The following is a 23,016-nucleotide window of genomic DNA, read 5'->3' as shown; positions in this document are numbered from 1 at the left end:
CTATTGTAGCGATGGACGCTGTCTTTTTTATTTCTTGTTTCTTAAGAAATTCTTACGTTTGCTAATAGGTCATTCGTTTTAACGTAATGGAAAACACTGTCCGTTCATGCGGCTTGCTTTGGAGAGAGATGTTCCCTCCCATTTTCTCAATGAGCCTTTTTGTAATTGTTAAACCGAGCCCGCTTCCCTGGAACGCTTTATTTCTCGATTCCTCAAGGGTATACAGTCTTTCAAACACCCGCTGCTGATCGTACTCACTAATTCCTTTCCCACGGTCCCATACCGTAATGACAATCCACGTCTCATCATATGTAAGGGACAATCCGATCAGCTTTCCGTCTGCACCATATTGAATCGCATTTGATAAAAGGTTTTGCAAAATCCGGTCAAGCGCTTCTTCATTTCCATGTGCATAAACCGGGGTATCCGGGATGTCGATGACAGCTTTAAAACCTTTTGCCTGAACGGCATCATAGTGTTGGAGAATGTTTTTTCTGCATATTTCGTTGATATGTATTTTAGTGAGCAGTATTTGCTTATCTTCCGATTCCAGCTTGGCCAAGTCAAAGAAAGAATTCATCAGCTGAATGATTTCGCCTGTTTTTTGATAAAGCTTCTCCAGCAGTCTTTCACGCTCCTCTTCCGCCATGTCTGAATCATTTTGGATCGCCTCGATATACCCGAGCACGACGGTCAGCGGAGTTTTCAGATCATGGGACATATTGGTCAGCATTCGTTTCATTGACTGCTCCGTTTTTGCAAAACGGGCTGTTATGTGCTGATGCTCCTCAACAAACAGGTTAATTTGCACGAGCAGAGCCCGCAGTACTTTATCAGCCGTTCCTAATAAAATTTGATCAGCCTCATGCTCATTTAGCATCACACTGAGCTTTTCCGTGATGTACTTCAAGTTTCGATCCCGTTGTCTTTTCATTTTATATTGAACGATATTGAGAGACGCCAAAATTATCAGAATGCCAATCCATAACATTGTCATCCTAAAACTCTGCTAATTTATAGCCGATGCCCCAAAGCGTTTTAATATATTGCGGGGAGGAAGGATCATCCTCTATCTTTTCTCTCAAGCGCCTCATATGAACGTTAATAATATTTTGATCGCCAAAATAATCATCATTCCAAACCGAACGATAGATTTGTTCTTTTGTAAACACTTTTTTAGGGTTTGTCACAAACAAAGTCAGCATTTTCCATTCCGTCGATGTCAGCTGAAGCGGTTCACCATTTTTTTGTACGGATACATTTTCTATATCAACCGTAAGCTCGTGAACACGTAATATTTTTTGATTTGCCGGTTCACTGACGGAATATTGCGTTGCCCGCCGAATGGCGGCTTTTATTCTTGCGGTCAGTTCGATCATCGAAAACGGCTTGGCAATATAATCATCCGCACCAAAGCCCAGCCCCAGCGCTTTATCGACATCCCCGTCTTTTGCGGAAATCATTAAAACCGGAACTTTGCTCTGTTCACGGATCATTTTCAGAAAATCCATTCCATTCAGCTTAGGAAGCATGATGTCGAGCAGAATCGCATCATAATTGCCTTGCTGAAACAAGCGAACGCCCTCTTCTCCGTCAAAAGCCAAGCACGACCTCAAATCCTTCTTTTGTTAAATAATGATCGACCATTTCACTGATCGAATGATCATCTTCAATAAGCAATATGTGCTGCATCTTGTTCACCCATCCTTTTCAACATAAAAACACACGTGCAATTACACTCATTGTAATTGAAAAACGTGTGTTTTTTACAAAAATTATCCATATTTCTAGTTGAAACCTATTGTATCTCCGGATCTTTTGGCCGATACCAATCTACTTTCCCACTAGCACGGATCAAGTCACAGGCGCTGGGTTGAATAAACACAAGTCATTGGAGAGTCCCCAATGTTCCGCCCATGTTTTCCTTCCGCTTGCGACGTCAAGTATCGTCCGGAAGATTTCCCAGCCGACTTCCTCTATTGAAGCTTCGCCTGTAGCGATCCTTCCGGCATTGACGTCGATCAAGTCGTGCCAATCTTCTGATAATGACTGCCGGGTCGCCACTTTCAAAACCGGAGCCATTTCAAGGCCGTACGGCGTTCCCCTTCCGGTTGTAAATACCTGCAAATGCATGCCAGAAGCCAATTGCAGGGTGCCGCATACAAAATCGCTTGCAGGTGTCGCCGCAAAAATGAGTCCTTTCTGTACAGCCCTTTCACCGGGCGCAAGTACGGCACTGATCGGGCTGCTTCCCGACTTCGCGATCGACCCGAGCGATTTCTCGACCACGTTTGCCAGTCCGCCTTTTTTGTTTCCCGGCGACGGATTGGCGCTTCGGTCTGATTCGCCTCTTTCCAGATAGCGGTCATACCAAGCCATTTCCCGAATCAGGGCGCGGCCGACTTCTTCATTGACAGCGCGCGGTGTTAGGAGATGAACGGCATCGCGGACTTCGGTGACTTCCGAAAATAAAACCGTGGCCCCTGCCCGGACAAGTAAGTCGGCCGCATATCCGGACGCAGGGTTTGCGGTCACTCCTGAAAAGGCGTCGCTGCCTCCGCACTGTAGGCCGATCACCAGGTCTGAAGCGGGACATGTCATCCGCTTCCGTTCATTCAGCCTTTTTAAGCGCTCTTCGGCCATTTCCATAATCGATTGTATCATTTGCTGAAACCCTTGCCGTTCCTGCAGTGAAAGAATGTTTTCAGCGTCTCCTTCCGGCTCTATCTTCGTCGGAAGGAGCTTCTCGCAGCCGAGTCCGATCACCATCGCTTCACCGCCGAAATTAGGGTGCCTGGCGATATTTTGAATCGTTCGGATCGGGATTTTGGCTTCCGGCGCATTAATCGCCACGCCGCAGCCGTACTGATGATTTAATGCAGCGACACCGTCAACGTTCGGATATTTTGGGAGCAGTTCCTCTTTAATTCGTTTCACTGCGTAATCGAGAACGCCTGCGACGCATTGAACGCTTGTCATAATGCCAAGCACGTTTCTCGTGCCGACGCTCCCGTCTTCATTCCGGTATCCTTCAAATGTATACCCCTCAAGAAGGGGAGCGGGTTTTGGAACTTTGTTGGCGATGGGCAGTTCATCGAGCGGCGGAGCTTCCGGAAGCATGATATGCGACTCGGAAATCCACCCGCCTTTTTCGATCGGTTTGACGGCATAGCCGATAATTTCGCCGTAGCGAATAACGGCACCGCCCTGTGTGATGTCTGTTAAAGCCACTTTATGCCCTTGAGGAATCCGCTCTTGCAGCTTAAGCCCGCAAGGAAACACCGTCCCTTGCGGCAGTCCGCCGGCATTGGCGATGATTGCGGCATTGTCTTTTTCGTTCACCTTAATGTACAACGGGGTTTCAGTTTGATTGACAAGCATAAGGATTGATCAACTCCCCTTTTCGATCAGCGCCTTTCCGCGGCCCTTCTCCCGCCGCGGCACATGTTAGAAAGCGCTGTCAAACAACTTAATGATTGTTTTTTTCATCACGAAGACCATTCAGTATTTTGTCACGTACAAATTTTAAATGCTCATACATATGGTGATAGGCTTGATATGGGTCCCTTTGTTGAAGGGCTTTCAAAATATTCGTATGATATTCGACAGTCCGGTCCCTTTCCCTATATGGAATCTGGCTGTCGATTTTGGCGTGTGTGATCAAGAGCGATTGAATCATCCCTTCAAGCACCGGGTTGTTCGCGCTCAAAGCGATAATCCGGTGAAATTCCTTATCCGCTTCTCCATAATGATTATCCGTGCTGTTTGCTATAATATCGATCGTTTCCTGAAGCCTTTCGAGCTGACTGTCATTGATCTTTTCTGCGGCGATCGTGACAAGCCCGAGCTCCAGCGCCATCCTCGCTTCAATAATGGCCGGCAAATTATCGACTGCCAAAGCCAGCATGACAGAAAACGGCTGAATGCCGATTTTATCATTAAAATATGTGCCGTCCCGGGTTTTTCTTTTGATAATTCCGAGCGTTTCGAGCGATATTAAAGCTTCGCGGAGAACGGGTCTGCTGACATTCAGCTTTTCCATGAGCTCAATCTCCGTCGGCAGTTTGTCCCCCGGTTTCAACTGGCCGCTTGATAATAAATGGACGATTCGTTCAACAACCTGTTTTGCCAAAGTCTTGCGATTGACTGATTCGACCTGCAATGTTTCCATATCTTCTTCCACGACTGTGGGCCCCCTTTCAGTTGTTCATATTGTAAGACAAAATATCGCGTATGACAATGTCGGCTAGGGGCCTCTCAAACCGCTGTTTCCGCAATTATCGAACAAGACAAGGACGTTTAGGGTCGAAACGCCAATTTTCAATCAAAAACTGCATGGCAGCGGCATCATTGCGCTCGCCTGCTGTCATTTTCTCATATAGTTCATTTGCTTTTTCCACCCGTTCCATGTCGATTTCAATGCCGAGCCCAGGCTGATCAGGAACTTGGACATATCCGTCAGCAATTGAAAAAGGCTGTTTTGTGAGACGCTGTCCATCCTGCCATATCCAATGCGTATCAATCGCCGTGATATCGCCCGGAGCTGCTGCGGCAACGTGGGTGAACATGGCCAGTGAGACGTCAAAATGGTTATTGGAGTGAGAGCCCCATATCAGCCCCCATTCATGGCACATTTGAGCAACGCGGACGGATCCCTGCATCGTCCAAAAATGCGGATCTGCCAGCGGTATATCAACGGCGTGCAGCTGTATCGCATGCCCCATTTGCCGCCAGTCTGTCGCAATCATATTCGTCGCTGTCGGAATGCCTGTCGCACGGCGGAATTCGGCCATGATTTCCCGGCCTGAGTATCCGGCTTCCGCTCCGCAAGGGTCTTCCGCGTAGGCAAGTACATCCCGCTTTCCCTTACAAAGCGCAATCGCTTCCTCCAATGACCACGCCCCATTCGGGTCAAGGGTGATTCTCGCCTTAGGAAACCGCTTCGCTAAAGCGGATGCCGCCTCGATTTCTTCTTCTCCGGAAAGGACGCCGCCTTTTAATTTAAAATCGTGAAATCCGTATCGTTCTCGGGCTGCCTCCGCAAGACGGACGATCGCCTCGGGAGTCAACGCTTCTTCACGGCGGAGATGGAACCAGTCGTCATTTGCCTCTTGTTCACTGATATAGGGAAGCGTCGTGCGCTTTCGGTCCCCGATGTAAAACAAATAGCCGAGCATCTTCACTTTATCCCGCTGCTGGCCTTCCCCCAAGAGCGCCGCCACAGGGACGCCGAGAAATTTTCCGAGCAAATCGAGCAAAGCTGCTTCCAATGCGGTCACAGCGTGTATCGTCGTCCGCTGGTCAAAGGTCTGCACCCCGCGTCCTCCGGCATCCCTGTCTTTAAACCGGCGCCTGACGGACTGCAAAATCGATTGAACAGCGCCGAGCGGCTGATCGATGACGAGCGGCTTCGCCTGCTCCAGCGTCTGGCGGATCCGCTCGCCGCCCGGCACTTCGCCGACGCCGAGAGCGCCTGATGAATCCTTTAAAATCACGATATTCCGTGTGAAAAAGGGGCCGTGAGCTCCGCTCAAATTCAAAAGCATGCTGTCCCGCCCTGCCACGGGTATAACCCGCATGTCGGCAATAGACGGTGTTTGCGATGCTTTCTCCTCTTTTACATGCTGATGGATGTTTGTATTCATATCGATTTAGCCTCCCTCTTATTAAAGCGCTTACATTTCACATGGATAAAGTGGTGTCCGCAGGGTCTTTCTCTTTCTGCAGTTCGATGCGCTTGATCGGCCCGACGAGAAACAAATAGCTTAATACCGCGGCAATCGCGTTGGCTCCGACAAACACAAGCGCTCCGTTAAATGAGCCTGTCGCATTCACGATATATCCGATGATGATGGGCGTCGTGATGGACGCAATGTTTCCAAAGGTGTTGAAGATGCCGCCGCTCAAGCCGGCACACTCCTTTGGCGAGGTATCTGACACAACCGCCCAGCCCAGCGCGCCGAATCCTTTTCCGAAAAAGGCAAGCGACATGATGGAAACGACCAGCCAGGACGAATCTGCATAGTTGCATATGATCATTGAGCAGGACATCAGCATGCCGAGGATGATCGGCGTTTTTCTGGCAACCGTTATGGAGCAGCCCTTTTTCAAAAGGAAGTCTGACACGAACCCGCCCAGCAATCCTCCTAAAAATCCGCAGATTGCAGGAAGCGATGCGACAAAACCCGCTTCAAGGATCGACATGCCGCGCGCCTGAACAAGATAGACCGGAAACCATGTCAGAAAGAAATAGGTCAGCGTTGTGATGCAGTATTGAGCGATATACACCCCGAGCAGCATCCGGCTTCTTAAAAGCTGCTTAATATAAGGCCATTGCGACTCCTTTTCTTTTTTTTCCGCGTTCTTTCCCTCATCCATCGAGACAAGCGCGCCGCCTTCTTCGATGTACGCCAGTTCGGCGGCGTTTATTCTCGGGTGTTTTTTCGGTTCGTAAATCGTTTTCAGCCAAATGAACGACATCGCGATCCCCAGTGCACCCATAATGACAAAAACCGTATGCCAGCTGAAAGAGTGGGCGAGCCACCCCATCAGCGGTGAAAAAATGACGAGTGCGAAGTACTGCGCCGAGTTGAAGATCGCCGAAGCTGTTCCGCGTTCAGAACTTGGAAACCAGGAAGCCACCACCCGGCCGTTGCCGGGGAAGGACGGGGCTTCTGACAGACCGACGAGAAATCTGAGCGCAAATAAAAGGATTACGGCCGTTCCCGCGGCGAAAAAGCCAAGCGCACCCTGCAAAAGGGTAAACAATGACCAAAAGAAGATGCTGGCGGCGATGACGATTTTCGACCCAAAACGGTCGAGCAGCCAGCCTCCGGGGATTTGGCCGACAACATACGCCCAGCCAAATGCGGAAAAGACATACCCCATCGCCACCGAACTCAGCCCAAGCTCATGCTGCACAGAATCGCCGACGATCGAAAGTGTCGCACGGTCGGCATAATTAATGGATGTGACGAGAAACAGCATAGACACGACAAACCAGCGGACAGAACTTCTTTTCCCCGCGGTATCGGGGGAGGCTGCACGATTTTTTTTCATAGCATCTTCTCCTTTATTCATTTGTACCGAAACGACTGACTTACGGTTTGACAAATACGGTTTTCACGGCTGTAAAAAATTCTTTGGCTGCCTCCCCCTGTTCCCGTGAATGCGAGCTCGATTGTTTAACGCCTCCGAATGGCGCCTGCAGTTCGACACCGGCGCTTTCGGCGTTGACGCGAATGAGCCCCGCTTCGATTTCATCTGTGAATGACAGCATCCGCCTAATGTTTTGCGTAAAAATGGAGGCGCTCAGGCCAAATTTGACGTCATTTGCCGTCTCCAACGCTTCCTCAAGTGTATCCGCCTTGATTAAAGCGATGACCGGGCCGAAAATTTCTTCTTGGGCAATCGTCATGCCGGAAGTGACGTTGTCAAAAATGGCCGGCCTGATATAATAGCCGTTTTCGTATTTTCCATCTGCCAGCCTCTCACCGCCGAAAATGAGGTCCGCGCCTTCTTGCTTTCCTTTTGCAATATAGGACAGGCAGTTGTCAAGCTGCTGTTTGTTCGCAATCGGCCCCATCCAGACATCTTCTTTTAAGCTGTCGCCGATTGTAATCTCTTTTGTCTGTTGAAGCAGCTTTTCTTTAAAACGGTCATAAACACCATTTAAGACGATGACGCGGCTTGTCGCTGTACACTTTTGGCCTGTCGACCTGAACGCTCCGCTGATGACCGCTTCAACCGCAATATCAAGGTCGGCGTCATCCGCTACGATCACCGGGTTTTTGCCGCCCATCTCAAGCTGGTACTTCGCCCCTCTTTCAAACGCCGTCCGGCCGATGATTTTTCCTGTTTGATTCGATCCTGTGAACGTAATTCCGTTCACATCCGGGTGCTCGGCAAGCCTTTGGCCGGCCGATGATCCCGGTCCTGTCACCGCATTGACCACGCCTGAGGGAATCCCTGCTTCTTCAAAGCACGATATAACCTTAAGGCAGGTGACTGCGGTTTCCGTAGCCGGCTTAATGACAACCGTATTTCCATAAATAAGAGCAGGCGCCATTTTCCAAATCGGGATGGCAACAGGGAAATTCCACGGTGAGATGACGCCGACGACGCCGAGCGGCACCCTGTCTGTGTACATAAAAGCGGATGAATCGGTCGACGGAATCACATCACCTGTTTTCCGCAGCCCCTCTCCGGCATAGTATCTGAGAATCGCGATTCCCCGCGCTGTTTCGCCTTTTGCTTCAGGCAGTGTTTTGCCCATTTCACGCGTCGCACATTCGGCAATTTCATCGAGGCGCTGTTCCATGATGTCAGCGGCCTTGTAAAGGAATTGACCGCGCTCCGCGCCCGACAGCTTTCTCCACGCCTTTTTGGCCTGCTTGGCCGCTTCAACTGCCCGGTCTACATCCTCAATCGAAGATTTTTGCACAAGCCCGACGATATCCCGTGTATCTGCCGGATTCAAGCTCTGTTCCATCCCGCCCGATTCAGCCTTCACCCAGCGGCCGTTGATAAAGTTGAAATACGTTTTACTTTCAGCTGCAACAGACATCTTCAAGTTCCTCCTTTTTGTTTATAGGGCAGCGGTCGTTTTCGGATAACGCGCCATCGCGTTTTTCAGAATGTTTTCGAGCTGCCGGCAATGTTCTTTTTCCACCGGAACGATCGGCGGTCTCGCCGTGTTTTTCACATGAAGCCCCATGATTTCCATGCCGGCTTTGATCAAGGACACGGCATAGCCTTTCCGAAGTTTGCGGATCTCGTTGATCGGTATGATGACTTGCTCATAAATCTCTTTGACAAGCCGGTCATTGCCGTTTAATAATGCCTCGTAAAACATTCTGGAAATATGGGGAATATAATTGGATATCGCCGAAGAATATGATGTAAAGCCAATCGGAGCATAGGCCGGCATCGTGACTTCAGCCATCGGCATTCCGTTGAGCCAGCCCAGCCTGTCACCTATCGTATATGACAAACTGATATTCAACGCCATATCCCCTATGCCGTCTTTAAGTCCGACAAGCTGCTCGAGATCGGTCAGCCGCTGAATCTGTTCAAGCGTCAAAACCGCATTGTCTCGCTGATAAATGATTGCGTTTAAATCCGTGCTTTCAATGATTGTTTTCGTGTATTGATAGAGGCCTTCCTGCTCTCCGTGTATCAAGTACGGCGGGAGAATCAGATAGCCGTCGGCCCCTTTTTCCTCGGAAATCCGCGCCCATTCCAAAGCGGTGCTTAAGTTGCCGCCCACTCCTGTGTAAACAGGCACCTTCCCGTCCGCAGCCGAAACGGCGATTTCGACCATTTGCTCATATTCCTTTGTGCTGAGAGATTGAAACTCTCCTGAGCCGCAAGCGATAAAAACCGCCTCAAGCCCTTCATCCAATAAAAAGCGGATGTTTTCGTAAAGTGCTTCTTCCTCCAGTTTTCCTTCCCTGTTGAAGGGCGCCACCGGAAAACCCAATATGCCTTCCGGCGCCTTCCGTAATTGACTCATCTCCGTCATCCCCCTGTCGTTCATTTTCTGAGAAAGCGTTGTCATTCTGTTGAAATACGATGTCTCTGTTTTAGTAAATCCCTCCATTCATCTTTTTGTTTAATTGTAAGACAAATAAACAAATTGTCAATATCATTATTTTCTGATTTTTTCATTTCAGGCAAAAAAAAAAGAGACTGAAGACACAGTCCGTCTTCAGCCTTGGGCCTCAGCCCCTTGTTGTGCGGCGGTTTTTTTCCGGTAGATAAATGCCGATAAAGAGATGCTCAATTCGTATAATACAAGGAGCGGGACGATCACCAGCACATCTGAGATGAAATCGGGCGGCGTGATCACAACCGATACGACAATCAGCGCAAAATAAGAAATTTTTCTCATTTTACTGAGCTTGGCCGGATTTAAAATCCCGAGGCTCGTTAAAAACATCACGATGAGGGGCATTTCAAACAAAAACCCGAATGGCAGTGTGAGGTTCATCATAAAGCGAAAATAATGCTCCGCCGTAAACATCGTTTGAAAATGGCCGGCGGACAGGCCGATCAAAAACTGAAGAACGAGCGGAAAGAGTACAAAATAACCGAATACAATCCCCAAAATAAAAAAAATGAACAGCCCCGGAATATAAAATAATGCCGTCCTCCGTTCGTGGTCGGTCAGCGCAGGCGCCACAAACCGCCATGTCTGAAAAGCAGCCACCGGTATGGTGGCTGCGATCGCCAGCACCCCCGCAATCATCATATAAACCCAAAGAATATCCCCCGGCCCCAGTACAGCAAGCTTTTCATCAAGGTCTCTGATCAGCCAGTCATAGATGTCCTGAACAAACAAGAAGCCGGTGATGAGAAACAGAATAAACGTAAGAAGCGTTTTAATGATTCGCTGGCGCAGCTCTTCAAGATGGGCAATCAAATGTGTTTCCCTTTTTTTCACCTTCGCCTTCCTCCCCTTCGCATGTTAAACAGAAAAAAGAACAGACGGGTTCACCCGCCCGCTCTATTGATCATCGTGCCGATGGATCGCTTTGCTTCTTCGCATCAGACCCCTGTCCGATCTCATTGTCATCGGCAGAGACTAAAGACTTTGTCGCGCTTTTGAATTCGGTCAGCGTTTTTCCAAAAGCCCGGCCGATTTCCGGGAGCTTTGAAGGCCCGAAAATGATCAGCGCAATTACCAGAACCAAGATGAGACCAGGAATACCGATATTTGAAAGCATTTGCTGTCATCCTTTCATTGATTACTGGGTTACTTTTTTCTCCTTTTGCTTCACTTGCTTCTGATGGGCCCTTGTATGTGCGAGGAAACGGTCTTCTTCTACTTCGTTTGACTTCTTCACGCCTCCAGGCACAATGTTGGAAGCGGTCCGTTTCAGCCCTGTGTAGTCTTTATGATAAACATAGGAAGCTCTTGTCGAAACCGCCGCACCCGGCTCTGTCACATACGGGACGACGCGGTAATCTGTCCGCCATTCTTCCGGGGTGACCGTACAGCGCACATAGCCGCGGTAATCATTGAAAAACTTTATATGAGGATTGTTCGATAAAATCTTATCCGTATCCGCTCTTTTATCAGCGCCGTTTCCTCCCGATGTAATCGACGTCCCGACGAACTCCACGCCAAAGATGTCCGATTTCGGATTGTCAAAATCAACGAGCAGATTATTTGCCCAGCTGGCATGCACATCACCGGTAAGGACGACGATGTTGTTCAGTTTTTGAGATTTGATGAAGTCGATCACCCGCTTGCGCTGAGCGGGATATCCGTCCCACGAATCCATGCTGTAAATCGGCGCCGCGCTTGTCCCAAAGTTCCACTGCGCAAAGAAAATCTGCTGTGCGATAATGTTCCAGTGCGCCTCGGAGCGACTCAGATTGTCAAACAGCCAAGCCTCCTGCTCCGCTCCAAGCAGCGTCCGCTTCGGATCATTCGATTCATCAGAAGGCGGCTTATTGCCATCGCCGTTAGCCTGGTCATCGCGATACTGACGGGTATCCAGCACGCTAATGTCAGCTAAATTGCCGTAGGAAAAATTCCGGTACAATTGCATATCAGGACCGTTCGGCAAGGATTGGCGGCGGAGCGGCATATGCTCGTAATAAGCTTGGTATGCGGCGGCGCGCCGTTTAATAAACGCTTCAACTGACTGGCCTTTTTCCGGGATGACATTCGCATAGTTGTTCTCCACTTCATGGTCGTCCCATGTGACAACCCACGGGAAGGCGGCATGCGCAGCTTTCAGGTTTGCATCTGAACGGTATTGGGCATGACGGTTTCGGTAATCGAGCAGTGACATGATTTCAGGACCGCTGTGTGTTCTGACATTTCCTGTTTTCGAAACATATTCATTCGGACCGTACTCATAAATATAGTCGCCGAGATGAAAAACAAGATCGAGCTTTTCCTTTGCCATATGCTGATAGGCGGTATAATAGCCGTGTTCGTACTGCTGGCATGAAGCAAAAGCGAATGTGAATTTAGCAACATCTGCCCCGGGCGCCGGAAGCGTCTTTGTCTTGCCGACAGGACTCAGCTGGTTGCCGCATTTAAAGCGGTAATAGTATACATGATTCGGTTTCAGCCCGGATACCTCGGCATGTACCGAATGTGCAAGGTGAGGTGTTGCTTTTTCGGTTCCCCGTTTGACGACACGGCGGAAGCGTTCGTCTTCTGCGAGCTCCCATTTCACGGATACAGCTTCATTTGGCATCCCGCCCCCGTTTAGCGGATCGGGCGCCAGCCTTGTCCACAATACGACGCTGTCAGAAAGCGGATCTCCCGATGCAACGCCAAGTGTAAACGGATATTCGGAGAACCTCGGTGCTGCATTGACTTCCATTGCCCCCATCGATTGCGCGATCGCAAGTCCGAGCGAAAGCCCGGCTATTTTGCCGGCCCCTTGAATAAAGCGGCGGCGGTCAAACGTATTGTCCTTGAGGCTTTCCTCGCTCAGTTTTTTCATCCATTCCTCCAGCGGTCCTTCATGTGTCATTCGTATTACCCCTCTCTATACAAATGATTGATCGGGTTCTATTATAGGCAGAATTTATTAACGTTCTGTAAAGTATTGCAAATAGGAGAAGAAACGCGATACATGGTCGATCAAGTCACTCCGCCAGTATATATGTCGAATTTTGTCGCAAATCAATCCAATCGCCTATGATTTCGACAAAAACCCGGTCGTTTCCCGCAGACCGATTCTCCCGTTTTTCTTCACATTATCTTTAAAGAGAGAAAACAAAAAAGCCCACACCATTGCCAGACAATGATATGAGCTTGATCACCAAGTGACTTTATGTAAGACGATGTTTTAACAAAATGTATTGCAATGTTTTTTTATTTGCTTTCCATGTTTAAGGCTTTCACTACCACTTTTGTTGCCTCTGCAATAAGCTTATCATCATACTTGGCATCCTTTTTATCCCGGCTGGATAATACTGCGAGAACTACAGGATCTCCTTTTGGCGGCCAAATGATGGCAATGTCGTTCCGGGTTCCATATGATCCCGCTCCAGTTTTATCAGCCACTTCCCAGCCTTCCGGCACACCGGCGCGGATTAAGGCGTCCCCGGTGGTATTTCGTTTCATCCAATCGATTAAAAGCTCGCGTTTTTCACTTGGAAGTTTATCTTCAAGAGCAAAAGCTTGAAGGCTTGTCGCAAGTGCTCTTGCTGTACTGGTATCCTGAGTTTCTCCCGGATTCACTTCATTTAACTCCGGTTCGAATCGTTCAGGATTTGTAACCTCATCACCAATCTTCCTCAGTTCCTTTTTCAAACTTTCAGGTCCGCCAATTTGTTTAAGAATGAGGTTCTGTGCCGTATTGTCACTATATCGAAGCGAAGCATCCGCAAGCTCTTTAAGCGTCATTCCCGTATCAACATGCTTTTCCGTAATCGGGTTGTAGTTTACAAGATCATCACGTGTATATGTTATTCTCTGGTTCAGATCTTCTATTGATTTCTGTTGTAAAAGCACGCCTACGGTTAAAGCCTTAATCGTCGATGCAAAAGCGAAGCGCTCATCCGGCCGATACGTTACCGTTCGGTTTGTACCAGTATCTAATGCAAAGATCCCGAGTTTTGCATCAAATTGCTCCTCGAGTTTTGCAAAATCATCTTTCATCTCCGTCTTTTCATCTTTCTCGGCAGAATGTGAGGCATTCGAGTGATTGCTGCCGCATCCTGCAAGTGCGACGCAAGAGAAAAGCAACACAGCTGCAACTTTTTTCAGTTTTAAAGTACTGAACCATAATTTCATCAAAATCGTCTCCCTCCGTATGAATATTTGATTGATCGTGACTAGCTGTGCTAATCAAGAGGCATTTCAACTAAGGCTGGCAACATTCGTGAAAACCCCTTGCACCTGAAAACACGGACGGCCAACTCAAACATCAAATCTTACAAGTGTAGTCTTTTGAAGTATTACATACGTAAGTTTTAAATGCAACCGTTTTTTTGGAAGGAATAAAAAACGAAAAGGTCATGAGGGGAATGGCCATGAATGCCGACAGAATGATGACCTCGTTTAAACCGGTGACAAATGAATGGCTGGGGGCATCATCTTCGAGTGATGGAATAAAAAAAGGAAAAAAACATTTTATGTCACTCCAGTTAAATTGACTTCTTAACATGGCAAACCTATAATGAAAGTATTACATTTGTAAGTATAGGATGATGGAAATGAAAAAAATACCTCAAATCTCTGATGCGGAATTAGAAGTGATGAAAGTCATCTGGAAGCATTCTTCGATCAATACCAATGAGGTGATTAAAGAGTTGTCCAAAACCAGTACATGGAGCCCTAAAACCATCCAAACCATGCTGCTGCGCCTCATTAAAAAAGGAGCATTAAACCACCATAAAGAAGGCCGGGTTTTCGTTTATACGCCAAATATAGACGAAAATGATTATATAGAAGTGAAAAGTCACAGTTTTTTAAACCGGTTTTACAATGGCACTCTTAATTCGATGGTATTAAACTTTTTGGAGAATGATCAGCTGTCAGGTGAAGAAATTAATGAGTTGTATCAAATACTAGAAGAACATAAGAACAGAAAGAAGGAATGAAATGAGCAGTTCTTTCTTTATTCCCTTTTTGGTTAGTCAAATTCTATTGTCTCTGTTTTTTTCTCTCATCATACTCATAAAAAAACTGCTGAAGGCTCAAATCACTGTAGGCACCCACTATCATCTTAGCGTGATTTCTCTTTTGGCATTGATCGCTCCTTTTCTCCCCTTTCATTATCTAAAAAGCAATCATTTTGACTGGATTCTGAATTTAGGAGGAGCTAGCTCAACGCTATCTCACACCCGTTCCACAGATAAGACGGCGGAAGCAATTGGCCAACATGCAAACTGGGTGCAGGATTTTTCGATGTCGATTGAACAATCGTCCTTCAAAATGATAGATTCAGCCTTTTTCGCAGTCTGGATATTGGGCATTGCTGTTATGCTTATCGCTACTCTTTATAGCAATCGAAAAATCGGCAAAATAAAAAAGAGCCTGCAAATGGTTAACAACAAAGAGCTATTAACCCTTTTTCGTACATGTAAAGAGGAAATACGCTTTCATCAAAAAGTGATTTTAGGCTGTTCCCCATTGATAAAATCCCCCATAACATTTGGGGTTGTCCGTCCATATATTATCTTGCCAAAGGATATTTCAATGTTTTCTGCCGACGAGATGAAATGTGTTTTGCTTCATGAACTGTACCATTGTAAACGAAAAGATATGCTCATCAACTATTTTCTTTGCCTGTCCAAAATCGTCTATTGGTTTAATCCTCTCGTGTGGTATTTATCAAAGGAAGCAAAAACAGAGATGGAGATTTCTTGCGACTTTGCCGTATTAAAAACGCTTGATAAAAAATTGCATCTCAAATATGGCGAGGTGATTTTAAAATTCACTTCACTTAAGCAAAGAACGTCATCTTTGGTAGCCGCTTCTGAATTCAGCAGCTCATACAAACATATCAAAAGGCGGATTGTCACAGTTGTCAACTTCAAGGCGGCATCACCTTTGCTAAAGGTGAAAAGCGCCTTAGTGTTCGCCCTTGTTCTTGGGATCATTCTAGCCGGCACTCCTTCTGTATCTATATTGACTATGCAAAGAGATACGCACTTTTTATCTGGTGCAAATGTAGAATACGAAGATGACAGCACCTTTTTTGATGGCTTCTCAGGAGGTTTTGTCCTGTTTGATTCTAACAGGAAAAAGTATACAATATACAATAGGAAAGAAAGCACCGCCAGATTCGCACCTGCTTCTACATACAAGGTGTTCAGCGCATTGCTCGCACTGGAATCCGGGATCATCACGAAGAACAATTCTCAAATGACGTGGGACGGAACTCAATATCCGTATAAAGAATGGAATCAAGACCAGGATTTATTCTCTGCGATGAGCAGCTCCGCAACATGGTATTTTCAAAAACTGGACCGGCAAATTGGAGAGGATCATTTGCGTCGCTATCTCAAATCTATCCATTATGGAAATGAGGATTTCTCAGGTCCGGCGAATTATTGGCTGGATGGCTCTCTTCAAATTTCCCCTCTTGAACAGGTTAATATGTTAAAAAAGTTTTATGATAACGAATTTGATTTTAAACAGTCTAATATTCAAACTGTGAAAGATTCGATACGTTTAGAAGAATCAAATGGCAGAATTCTATCCGGTAAAACCGGGACTTCAGTTATCAACGGAGAACTTCATGCCGGCTGGTTTGTCGGATATGTAGAAACTGCCGAAAATACTTTTTTCTTTGCTGTTCATATTCAAGGTGAAAAACGGGCTGCCGGAAGCACTGCTGCCGAGATTGCACTTTCCATCTTGGATAAAAAAGGGATTTATCCATCCGCTTCCCGATAACAGTTTTGCATTTTATCCTATGAACATGAATAATGCGCAGATAGATGAATGGTTCTTTCACCTTCCTAAATAAAACGGAACTTGGAGGCAAGATCATGGAAACCCTTTATACAGAAAGATTGACTTTGAGAAAGATGGAATTGGAGGATGCAGATGTCCTCTGTCAATACTGGTCAGACCCGGAAGTCACAAAATATATGAATATCGCGCCTTTTACAGACGTCTCACAAGCGCGGGACATGATCCAAATGATCAATGATTTAAGCCTTGAAGGGCAGGCAAACCGCTTTTCGATTATTGCAAAGGAAACGGGTGAAGTCATCGGGACATGCGGCTTTAATATGATCGACCAGGAAAACGGCAGAGCTGAAATCGGCTATGACTTAGGAAGAAATCATTGGGGAAAAGGCTTTGCTTCCGAAGCTGTCAAAAAACTGATCGACTACGGCTTTACAAGCTTGAACCTCAACCGAATCGAAGCGAAGGTAGAGCCCGAAAACACGCCTTCAATCAAACTTCTCAACTCGTTATCCTTTCAAAAGGAAGGACTGTTAAGAGAATACGAGAAAGCAAAAGGAAGACTGATTGACGTATACATGTTTTCACTGCTGAAAAGAGAATACGCTGGGTAACCGGCATGCAGAAGAGCTTCCTCACTTTAGAGGAAGCTCTTTTTAACCTCTTTTTCCAGCGCTTTCACTCAACCGCTTGGCTTCCAAAAAGAAAACCTGAATGAATTTTTTCGTGTTGACGCGGGCGGAGGGCAAGACGGCGGCAGAGTCTTTCTGCAGTTCTTTCATTTTTTTGCTGATGACGGTAAAGTCAAAAAACCGGGACGCATAGCTTTCAAACCGCGGATTTGAAAAGTCTGTTAAACCGAGTGATGCAAAATGGTTTAGCGAATGGCTGACCGCCCGCCGTATCCGCTGCTCAGACGCTTTAACCTCCCTGTTGATCTCTGCGGGTGAAGCAGCCGGTCCGAGCTTTTGCACGGCAATCTGATGAAAAATCTGTTTGAGCGGCGGAAAGTCCTTTTCATATAATGAGGTCTGTTCATCATCAAACAAATACTGAAGGATGGCGATTAAATCCTGGGATCCGCTCTCCCCGACGATTCCGAGTTCAGACAGGAGAAATTCGCCCGTTTCCTGAATGCTTTTTTCCCTAAAGCCGTTTTTCCCCCCGCCGCCGAGGCTCACAAGCCGGTTCAGCGAAGATTGTATGTCATGGATCGACCGTTCCAGCTCGATGCGCTCCTTGACTTTTTGAATGACATTCAAGATTTCAATGCGGTTAATCGGTTTATGTATATAATATTCGATCCCCAGGGAATAGGCTTCACCGATCATTTCCTTTGATTCCACCTGGGAGATCATGATGATCTTCCCTGAGAAAACGCCGTGCAAATGACGAACCGTTTCAATTCCGTCGCGGAGCGGCATTAAAAGATCGACAAATAAAATATCAATTTGCTGCAAATTCAGGACGTGTCCTTCCAAATCGCAGCCGTCTTCCGCTTCTCCGGCCACTTCACCCAAATCTTCGTCTTCAATGATTTGTTTTAAAATCGATCGCACAGCACGGTCATCATCTGCAATAAAAAAACGCACAGGCCTTCACCCTTTCTGAATCAATTGTTGAACCGGAAGTCTGATCGTAAACACAACACCGCTTGCATCATTCCGGAATCGAATGCTCCCTCCAAGCTCCTCGACAGTTTCCTTCACATAAGACAGACCGATTCCGGTTGAAGGAGTTCCGAATTCATCATATTTTGACGTGTATCCCGGCTCAAACACCACATCTCCGACTTTCTCGGGAATGCCCGGTCCGTCATCTTCCACGCGGCATTCCAGCATGTCATCGCCGCGCCTATAGAGGCTGAGTCTGATGGAGCCCTGCTTTTGAATCGCTTCCACCGCGTTCGCCATAATATTATTAATTACGGATAATACGGTATACACATGGTATTTCGGATGTTCTCCGTCTATCGAATAATGAAAGTCAATGTCTTTTTCGAGCGATTCAGCATACTTTCGATTTATGCCGGTCACAAGCCGGACCAGATCCTCTGCAGCCATGTAGTCTCTGAAGCTTTCTTTGGAAATTAATTTTGAAAGTCCGGCGAAAATGCGCTGATTGTCTTTTTTGACCTCATGGATTTCACCGGCGAGGCGCAGCACTTTCTGGCTGATCTGCCGGACGGAGGAATTGTTATCGCTCTGTCTATTTAAGAGCCTGTACAGCTGATAGGACTCGTTTGTAATCTCTTCAGTATTCTTCAACGTCTTTTTCAAATGAACGGTTTCTTCATATAAGTTTGAAACGATCATCAGCATGTGCTCATTTTGTTCGCGGATCTGCTTTTCCCGCGATTGCGTTTCATACAGCTTCATGACATTAAAAAAGCTCAGCACAATAAAGCTGTGGGAAAAAGCAATCGCCATCATGTCGCGGATTTTTCCCGGGGTGACGGTAGACTCGAACATCATATATTGAACGGCCAGTTCGGCTCCATCGGCAATCAGTTCGATTCCGAAGCCGAGAAACCCGATGTAGAGCGGGCGAAATTGAAATCGTTTCACTTTTGCCAAGTAGAATAGAAACGCATATGTGAAATAAAAGAAAAAAGTCGGATAATGGTAGTAAAAGGATGACAGCCAATCGATCTGCCCCGGCCCAAATCCATCAAGCAGCACACGAAATCCGACGACTGCCGCCCCCGTTAAAAAGCCGGACAGCACAGCCGGCACATTCCGCAGCAGCAGCAAAAGAAAGAAGAAAGTCGGAACCCCGAAGCTGACCCTGAAGGTCTCGTTCAGCGGATAAAACTTCAGCTCTCCTGCCAGCGGCACAGTTAACATCATCACCATTAAGATATAGCCGTCTTTTTTAACAAGCCGGGCCGCTTTTGTCATCACGCTTCCCCGATTTCCACCCATCATGCTGATCCTCCATTACAAACGTGTTGCTTTATTTTGGCGTTAATCGCACAATATCCGCAACTCCCATTTTACCCACAGTCGATTTGATTTTTAAATCAATCGGCTTATTTTTTAAATTTTTTTGTCGCTTTTTGTAGGTTTATGTAGGTTCCATTATAAATTGAATGTATATTTTCTCTATTTGAAAACGCTTATATTTTTCCGCAACTCACTCCCTTGTGCAATCCAAACCCCTTTTTCCCAGGAAAGAACAGGCTTTAAAACAACTTGTGCGGCACAGGCTTTTACCCCTTTGCCTTCTGCCGCCATGCTCAAATCACCGCTTTTAGAGCCTCGTATTTTTTCAGCAAACCTGCAGGCTTTAACAGGTCAGGATTGGAGGAATTTCGATGAATGAAGTATTGGAAGAACGCTATGACGCCCGCTTCTGGCAATCCCGCCTTGAAGATTTGGTCGAACATTACCGTCCTTTTTCCTCAAGCGGACGCAACGCCGAATACATTCCCGCTTTAGGAAAAATCGACTCTAACCAGCTCGGCATCTGTGTGATCGGCTCTGATCAAACGATGATCAAAGCAGGAAATTCGGACGTATCATTCACACTCCAGAGCATCTCGAAGGTGATCAGCTTTATCGCAGCGTGTTTGACGAAAGGGATTTCTTACGTATTAGACCGTGTTGATGTAGAACCGACGGGAGACGCGTTCAATTCAATCATCCGCCTTGAAATGCACAAGCCGGGAAAGCCGTTTAACCCGATGATCAACGCCGGAGCGCTGACCGTTTCGTCGATCCTTCCCGGTGAATCGGCACTGGGAAAAATAGAGTCGCTTCATGACGTCATTGAAAAAATGATTGGAAAACGGCTTGAGATCAATGAGGAAGTCTTTCGGTCAGAGTGGCAGACCGCCCATCGGAACAGAGCATTGGCCCATTATTTAAAGGAAACCGGCTTCCTCGAAGCAGACGTTGAAGAAACGCTTGAAGTCTATCTGAAACAATGCTCTATGGAAGGAAGCACTGAAGACATCGCCTTGATCGGCATGATTCTTGCAAATGACGGATACCATCCTTTCCGCCGTGAACATGTCATTCCGAAGGATGTCGCGCGGCTGACAAAAGCTTTAATGCTGACGTGCGGAATGTATAATGCATCAGGAAAATTCGCGGCCTTTGTCGGCATTCCGGCAAAAAGCGGCGTCTCCGGCGGAATCATGTGCGCGGTGCCCGCCAGCGTGAAAAGAGAACAGCCTTTTCAGCACGGATGCGGCATCGGCATCTATGGTCCGGCGATTGACGATTACGGAAACAGCATGACGGGCGGAATGCTTTTAAAACATATAGCCCGTGAATGGGATCTCAGTATTTTTTAAAATTACAAAAAAAGAGGTGAAAGCATGCAGCAATTCCTTCAAGAAGTCATTGGTGTCACAAATGATTTTCTTTGGTCAAAACTATTGATTATTATGCTTCTTGCTTCGGGACTGTTTTTTACTTTTAAATCTAAGTTCTTTCAAGTTCGCTTGCTGAAAGACATGTTCCGTGTTTTAAAGGAAGGAACGCCCGACAAAAACGGAATTTCGCCTTTTCAGGCTTTTTGCATCAGCATGGCCGCGAGAGTAGGAACAGGAAATATTACGGGGATTGCGATCGCCATTGCCTTGGGCGGACCCGGCGCTATCTTTTGGATGTGGATCATCGCCATCATCGGTTCGGCGTCAAGCTTTGTCGAAAGCACGCTGGCGCAAATTTATAAAATAAAGGATAAAGACGGCTTCCGCGGCGGCCCTGCTTACTATATGGAAAAGGGCTTGAAAAAACGCTGGATGGGCGCGGTTTTTGCCGTCTTGATCACATTGTCCTTCGGGATCGTTTTTAACGCGGTCCAGTCCAATACAATAACGGTCGCTTTTGAAAACTCGTTCGGGACAGACCGTCTCACACTGGGAATTATCATCACGATTGTTTTCGGCATCATTACATTCGGGGGAATCAAACGGATCGCCAAGCTGTCCGAATATATCGTCGTATGCCTGGCCGTCTTATATATCGGCGTCGCCGTTTTCGTCATGCTGATGAATATTACGAAACTGCCGGACGTCATCTCTTTGATTATCGGTCATGCGTTTGGCCTTGAACAAGCGGCGGGCGGAGCCATCGGCGCGGCCCTGATGAACGGGATCAAACGCGGCCTCTTCTCGAATGAAGCCGGGATGGGCAGCGCGCCGAATGCCGCAGCCGCAGCCACTACGAGCCACCCTGTCAAACAGGGCCTTGTCCAGGCTTTAGGAGTCTTTACGAGCACTTTGGTGATTTGTTCAAGCACGGCTTTTATCATTTTGTTTTCCGATGCGTATAAAGAGCCGGGGCTTAGCGGAATCGAGTTGACGCAAGCGTCGCTCAGCACGCACATCGGAGCATGGGCCTCAGGCTTTCTCGCCATTATGGTGTTCCTGTTTTCTTTCAGCACCTTGATCGGAAACTACTACTACGGCGAGACGAATATCGAATTCCTGCACACGAACAAAGCATGGCTCTTCATTTACCGGATCTGTGTGCTTGCGATGGTCATCTTCGGATCGGTATCAAAAGTCCAGCTTGTGTGGGACCTCGCCGATTTGTTCATGGGCCTGATGGTCATCGTCAACCTGATTGCGATTTTCCTGCTGTCAAAAGTGGCATTTGCCGCCTTGAAAGACTATGTGAAACAGCGCAAAGCGGGCAAAGACCCGGTCTTTTATAAAGATGTCATTAAAAACCATGAAGGCATCGAATGCTGGGAGCACTCCGGCACCGAACAAAAATCCGAAAGCAAAAATGCGATATAACACGAAAAGCCGCCGGGTACGGCGGCTTTTTCACGTTCATTTTAAAACCGCTTCACGCCAAAAGGTATAAAACATTTTTCCTCTCGTATCCGTCATGTCTCCGAAGATTTACTTAACCTGCTTTGGCAGAAACGGGGTTCAGCCATGAATATGAAAAGAAGCCGGATAGGCCGGCTTGCGCTGACATTCGCAGCGATGGCGGCGGGGCTTGCTTCAAGAAAGACGGCCGATATGCTGCCGGACATCGTGAATGTATATTTAGGGGATGCGCTGTGGGCGCTGATGATTTTCTTCGGCGCAGGCTTTCTGTTCAAAAACGCGAAGACGGCTTCCGCGGCGCTGATTGCGCTGGTGTTTTGTTTTATGATTGAATGCAGCCAGCTGTATCACGCTCCATGGATTGACAATATCAGAGCCGCTCCGCTCGGAGGGCTCATTCTCGGTTATGGATTTCTGTGGAGCGATTTATTGGCTTATGTGCTCGGCGTTTCCGCAGGCGCCGCGGGCGAAATGCTGTTCCGCAAACGAAAAAGACAGCCGTAACGCCGTCTTTTTGGGGAATATTTACACACTTTGATTTTGAGTCTTTTTACGGTTTAAAACAAACATAGCAAGTCCGATAATAAGAAAGATGGGTCCAATGAGTAAAGCACGATACAGACCGGCATTTCCTGTATTCGGCAGCGGGTTGCCTCCTGTTTTTTCGACATGTCCAGTGTCTCTATCCTTTTTGGCAGGAGGAGCTGCGGTATTTGTCTCTTCCTTATAATTCTCTACCGCATGCTTTACGATTTGCCCATCTTTTTTAGCTTCAAATTCGAATCTCTCCTCATTTAAAATAGATCCTCAGGGCAATCGTTTCCGT

21 protein-coding genes and 1 pseudogene are annotated in these 23,016 nt (G+C 47.1%); 8 read left to right on the top strand and 14 right to left on the bottom strand.

The genetic code is table 11. From position 1 onward, the window contains the following. Nucleotides 1–61 precede the first annotated feature (61 nt). The 12 genes and pseudogenes from TRNA_RS22950 to blaP all read right to left on the bottom strand — a co-directional run bounded on the left by TRNA_RS22950 (nucleotide 62) and on the right by blaP (nucleotide 13,768). Nucleotides 62–997 (bottom strand): HAMP domain-containing histidine kinase, encoded by a 936-nt coding sequence (locus TRNA_RS22950; RefSeq protein WP_003178607.1) that lies wholly within the window; start codon nucleotides 995–997, stop codon nucleotides 62–64. 1 nt (nucleotide 998) lies between these two features. Further along, a pseudogene (locus TRNA_RS22945) lies at nucleotides 999–1,680 on the bottom strand (response regulator transcription factor). Between the two features lie 174 nt (nucleotides 1,681–1,854). Further along, on the bottom strand, nucleotides 1,855–3,381 hold the full coding sequence (gene garD, locus TRNA_RS22940) for a galactarate dehydratase (protein ID WP_003178604.1): 1,527 nt from the start codon (nucleotides 3,379–3,381) through the stop codon (nucleotides 1,855–1,857). An 88-nt stretch (nucleotides 3,382–3,469) separates the two neighbouring features. Continuing rightward, a complete protein-coding gene (locus tag TRNA_RS22935) occupies nucleotides 3,470–4,171 on the bottom strand; it encodes a FadR/GntR family transcriptional regulator (protein ID WP_154495802.1) in 702 nt (233 codons plus the stop codon). A 106-nt stretch (nucleotides 4,172–4,277) separates the two neighbouring features. Continuing rightward, nucleotides 4,278–5,645 (bottom strand): glucarate dehydratase, encoded by a 1,368-nt coding sequence (gudD, locus tag TRNA_RS22930; RefSeq protein ID WP_003178600.1) that lies wholly within the window; start codon nucleotides 5,643–5,645, stop codon nucleotides 4,278–4,280. A gap of 37 nt (nucleotides 5,646–5,682) precedes the next feature. Further along, the gene (locus tag TRNA_RS22925) at nucleotides 5,683–7,059 is read right to left on the bottom strand and encodes an MFS transporter (RefSeq protein ID WP_009330286.1); all 1,377 of its coding nucleotides are present in this window, start codon (nucleotides 7,057–7,059) and stop codon (nucleotides 5,683–5,685) included. A gap of 40 nt (nucleotides 7,060–7,099) precedes the next feature. After that, a complete protein-coding gene (gene gucD / locus TRNA_RS22920; protein WP_003178596.1) occupies nucleotides 7,100–8,566 on the bottom strand; it encodes an alpha-ketoglutaric semialdehyde dehydrogenase GucD in 1,467 nt (488 codons plus the stop codon). A gap of 21 nt (nucleotides 8,567–8,587) precedes the next feature. Next, nucleotides 8,588–9,514, bottom strand: coding sequence for a 5-dehydro-4-deoxyglucarate dehydratase (kdgD, locus tag TRNA_RS22915; RefSeq protein WP_011197512.1), 927 nt, complete (start codon nucleotides 9,512–9,514; stop codon nucleotides 8,588–8,590). Nucleotides 9,515–9,709: 195 nt separating this feature from the next. Then, on the bottom strand, nucleotides 9,710–10,444 hold the full coding sequence (gene tatC / locus TRNA_RS22910; protein WP_003178590.1) for a twin-arginine translocase subunit TatC: 735 nt from the start codon (nucleotides 10,442–10,444) through the stop codon (nucleotides 9,710–9,712). A gap of 70 nt (nucleotides 10,445–10,514) precedes the next feature. Next, nucleotides 10,515–10,727 (bottom strand): twin-arginine translocase TatA/TatE family subunit, encoded by a 213-nt coding sequence (locus TRNA_RS22905; protein ID WP_003178588.1) that lies wholly within the window; start codon nucleotides 10,725–10,727, stop codon nucleotides 10,515–10,517. 21 nt (nucleotides 10,728–10,748) lie between these two features. Further along, entirely contained in the window at nucleotides 10,749–12,500 is a 1,752-nt protein-coding gene (locus TRNA_RS22900) for an alkaline phosphatase D family protein (protein WP_003178586.1), read from the bottom strand. A gap of 344 nt (nucleotides 12,501–12,844) precedes the next feature. Continuing rightward, entirely contained in the window at nucleotides 12,845–13,768 is a 924-nt protein-coding gene (blaP, locus tag TRNA_RS22895; protein ID WP_003178584.1) for a class A beta-lactamase BlaP, read from the bottom strand. A gap of 239 nt (nucleotides 13,769–14,007) precedes the next feature. Here blaP and TRNA_RS44230 point away from each other — a divergent pair, with 239 nt between their 5' ends. The 4 genes from TRNA_RS44230 to TRNA_RS22880 all read left to right on the top strand — a co-directional run bounded on the left by TRNA_RS44230 (nucleotide 14,008) and on the right by TRNA_RS22880 (nucleotide 17,010). Further along, complete coding sequence (locus TRNA_RS44230; protein ID WP_016886224.1) at nucleotides 14,008–14,130, top strand: hypothetical protein; 123 nt, start codon at nucleotides 14,008–14,010, stop codon at nucleotides 14,128–14,130. 60 nt (nucleotides 14,131–14,190) lie between these two features. Next, nucleotides 14,191–14,577 carry a BlaI/MecI/CopY family transcriptional regulator gene (locus tag TRNA_RS22890; protein ID WP_003178582.1) on the top strand — a complete coding sequence of 129 codons (387 nt, stop codon included), beginning with the start codon at nucleotides 14,191–14,193 and terminating at the stop codon, nucleotides 14,575–14,577. Nucleotide 14,578: 1 nt separating this feature from the next. Further along, nucleotides 14,579–16,378 (top strand): BlaR1 family beta-lactam sensor/signal transducer, encoded by a 1,800-nt coding sequence (locus TRNA_RS22885; RefSeq protein WP_011197511.1) that lies wholly within the window; start codon nucleotides 14,579–14,581, stop codon nucleotides 16,376–16,378. 95 nt (nucleotides 16,379–16,473) lie between these two features. Continuing rightward, the gene (locus tag TRNA_RS22880; protein ID WP_003178577.1) at nucleotides 16,474–17,010 is read left to right on the top strand and encodes a GNAT family N-acetyltransferase; all 537 of its coding nucleotides are present in this window, start codon (nucleotides 16,474–16,476) and stop codon (nucleotides 17,008–17,010) included. Nucleotides 17,011–17,052: 42 nt separating this feature from the next. On the opposite strand, the gene TRNA_RS22875 is transcribed toward TRNA_RS22880, so the two are convergent. Together TRNA_RS22875 and TRNA_RS22870 are read right to left on the bottom strand one after the other, a co-directional pair. Further along, on the bottom strand, nucleotides 17,053–17,988 hold the full coding sequence (locus tag TRNA_RS22875) for a response regulator (RefSeq protein ID WP_003178575.1): 936 nt from the start codon (nucleotides 17,986–17,988) through the stop codon (nucleotides 17,053–17,055). Nucleotides 17,989–17,994: 6 nt separating this feature from the next. Next, nucleotides 17,995–19,323: a sensor histidine kinase gene (locus TRNA_RS22870; protein WP_003178573.1), complete on the bottom strand. Its 1,329-nt coding sequence runs from the start codon at nucleotides 19,321–19,323 to the stop codon at nucleotides 17,995–17,997. 160 nt (nucleotides 19,324–19,483) lie between these two features. Between TRNA_RS22870 and TRNA_RS43755 the strand changes: the two genes are divergently transcribed. From TRNA_RS43755 to TRNA_RS22855, 4 genes are all read left to right on the top strand, one after another. Next, complete coding sequence (locus TRNA_RS43755; protein ID WP_162013497.1) at nucleotides 19,484–19,720, top strand: hypothetical protein; 237 nt, start codon at nucleotides 19,484–19,486, stop codon at nucleotides 19,718–19,720. Next, a complete protein-coding gene (locus tag TRNA_RS22865) occupies nucleotides 19,713–20,696 on the top strand; it encodes a glutaminase (protein WP_011197509.1) in 984 nt (327 codons plus the stop codon). Before TRNA_RS43755 ends, TRNA_RS22865 begins: the two co-directional genes overlap by 8 nt. Before the next feature lie 24 nt (nucleotides 20,697–20,720). Continuing rightward, a complete protein-coding gene (locus tag TRNA_RS22860; RefSeq protein WP_011197508.1) occupies nucleotides 20,721–22,151 on the top strand; it encodes an alanine/glycine:cation symporter family protein in 1,431 nt (476 codons plus the stop codon). A 144-nt stretch (nucleotides 22,152–22,295) separates the two neighbouring features. Further along, nucleotides 22,296–22,694 (top strand): DUF2809 domain-containing protein, encoded by a 399-nt coding sequence (locus tag TRNA_RS22855; protein WP_011197507.1) that lies wholly within the window; start codon nucleotides 22,296–22,298, stop codon nucleotides 22,692–22,694. Nucleotides 22,695–23,016: the final 322 nt, after the last annotated feature.

Origin of the sequence: Bacillus licheniformis DSM 13 = ATCC 14580 (assembly GCF_000011645.1) — a bacterium.
Lineage (GTDB): Bacteria > Bacillota > Bacilli > Bacillales > Bacillaceae > Bacillus > Bacillus licheniformis.
Note: the sequence above shows the minus strand (reverse complement) of the source record. Positions and strands in the feature narration are given on the sequence as shown.

What these genes read in the sequence shown, in the direction of transcription:
- TRNA_RS22950 (WP_003178607.1), bottom strand. Translation starts at nt 997, where the DNA reads ATGACAATGTTATGGATTGGCATTCTGATAATTTTGGCGTCTCTCAAT.
- garD (WP_003178604.1), bottom strand. Translation starts at nt 3,381, where the DNA reads ATGCTTGTCAATCAAACTGAAACCCCGTTGTACATTAAGGTGAACGAA.
- TRNA_RS22935 (WP_154495802.1), bottom strand. Translation starts at nt 4,171, where the DNA reads ATGGAAACATTGCAGGTCGAATCAGTCAATCGCAAGACTTTGGCAAAA.
- gudD (WP_003178600.1), bottom strand. Translation starts at nt 5,645, where the DNA reads ATGAATACAAACATCCATCAGCATGTAAAAGAGGAGAAAGCATCGCAA.
- TRNA_RS22925 (WP_009330286.1), bottom strand. Translation starts at nt 7,059, where the DNA reads ATGAAAAAAAATCGTGCAGCCTCCCCCGATACCGCGGGGAAAAGAAGT.
- gucD (WP_003178596.1), bottom strand. Translation starts at nt 8,566, where the DNA reads ATGTCTGTTGCAGCTGAAAGTAAAACGTATTTCAACTTTATCAACGGC.
- kdgD (WP_011197512.1), bottom strand. Translation starts at nt 9,514, where the DNA reads ATGAGTCAATTACGGAAGGCGCCGGAAGGCATATTGGGTTTTCCGGTG.
- TRNA_RS22905 (WP_003178588.1), bottom strand. Translation starts at nt 10,727, where the DNA reads ATGCTTTCAAATATCGGTATTCCTGGTCTCATCTTGGTTCTGGTAATT.
- TRNA_RS22900 (WP_003178586.1), bottom strand. Translation starts at nt 12,500, where the DNA reads ATGACACATGAAGGACCGCTGGAGGAATGGATGAAAAAACTGAGCGAG.
- blaP (WP_003178584.1), bottom strand. Translation starts at nt 13,768, where the DNA reads ATGAAATTATGGTTCAGTACTTTAAAACTGAAAAAAGTTGCAGCTGTG.
- TRNA_RS44230 (WP_016886224.1), top strand. Translation starts at nt 14,008, where the DNA reads ATGAATGCCGACAGAATGATGACCTCGTTTAAACCGGTGACAAATGAA.
- TRNA_RS22890 (WP_003178582.1), top strand. Translation starts at nt 14,191, where the DNA reads ATGAAAAAAATACCTCAAATCTCTGATGCGGAATTAGAAGTGATGAAA.
- TRNA_RS22885 (WP_011197511.1), top strand. Translation starts at nt 14,579, where the DNA reads ATGAGCAGTTCTTTCTTTATTCCCTTTTTGGTTAGTCAAATTCTATTG.
- TRNA_RS22880 (WP_003178577.1), top strand. Translation starts at nt 16,474, where the DNA reads ATGGAAACCCTTTATACAGAAAGATTGACTTTGAGAAAGATGGAATTG.
- TRNA_RS22870 (WP_003178573.1), bottom strand. Translation starts at nt 19,323, where the DNA reads ATGATGGGTGGAAATCGGGGAAGCGTGATGACAAAAGCGGCCCGGCTT.
- TRNA_RS22865 (WP_011197509.1), top strand. Translation starts at nt 19,713, where the DNA reads ATGAATGAAGTATTGGAAGAACGCTATGACGCCCGCTTCTGGCAATCC.
- TRNA_RS22860 (WP_011197508.1), top strand. Translation starts at nt 20,721, where the DNA reads ATGCAGCAATTCCTTCAAGAAGTCATTGGTGTCACAAATGATTTTCTT.
- TRNA_RS22855 (WP_011197507.1), top strand. Translation starts at nt 22,296, where the DNA reads ATGAATATGAAAAGAAGCCGGATAGGCCGGCTTGCGCTGACATTCGCA.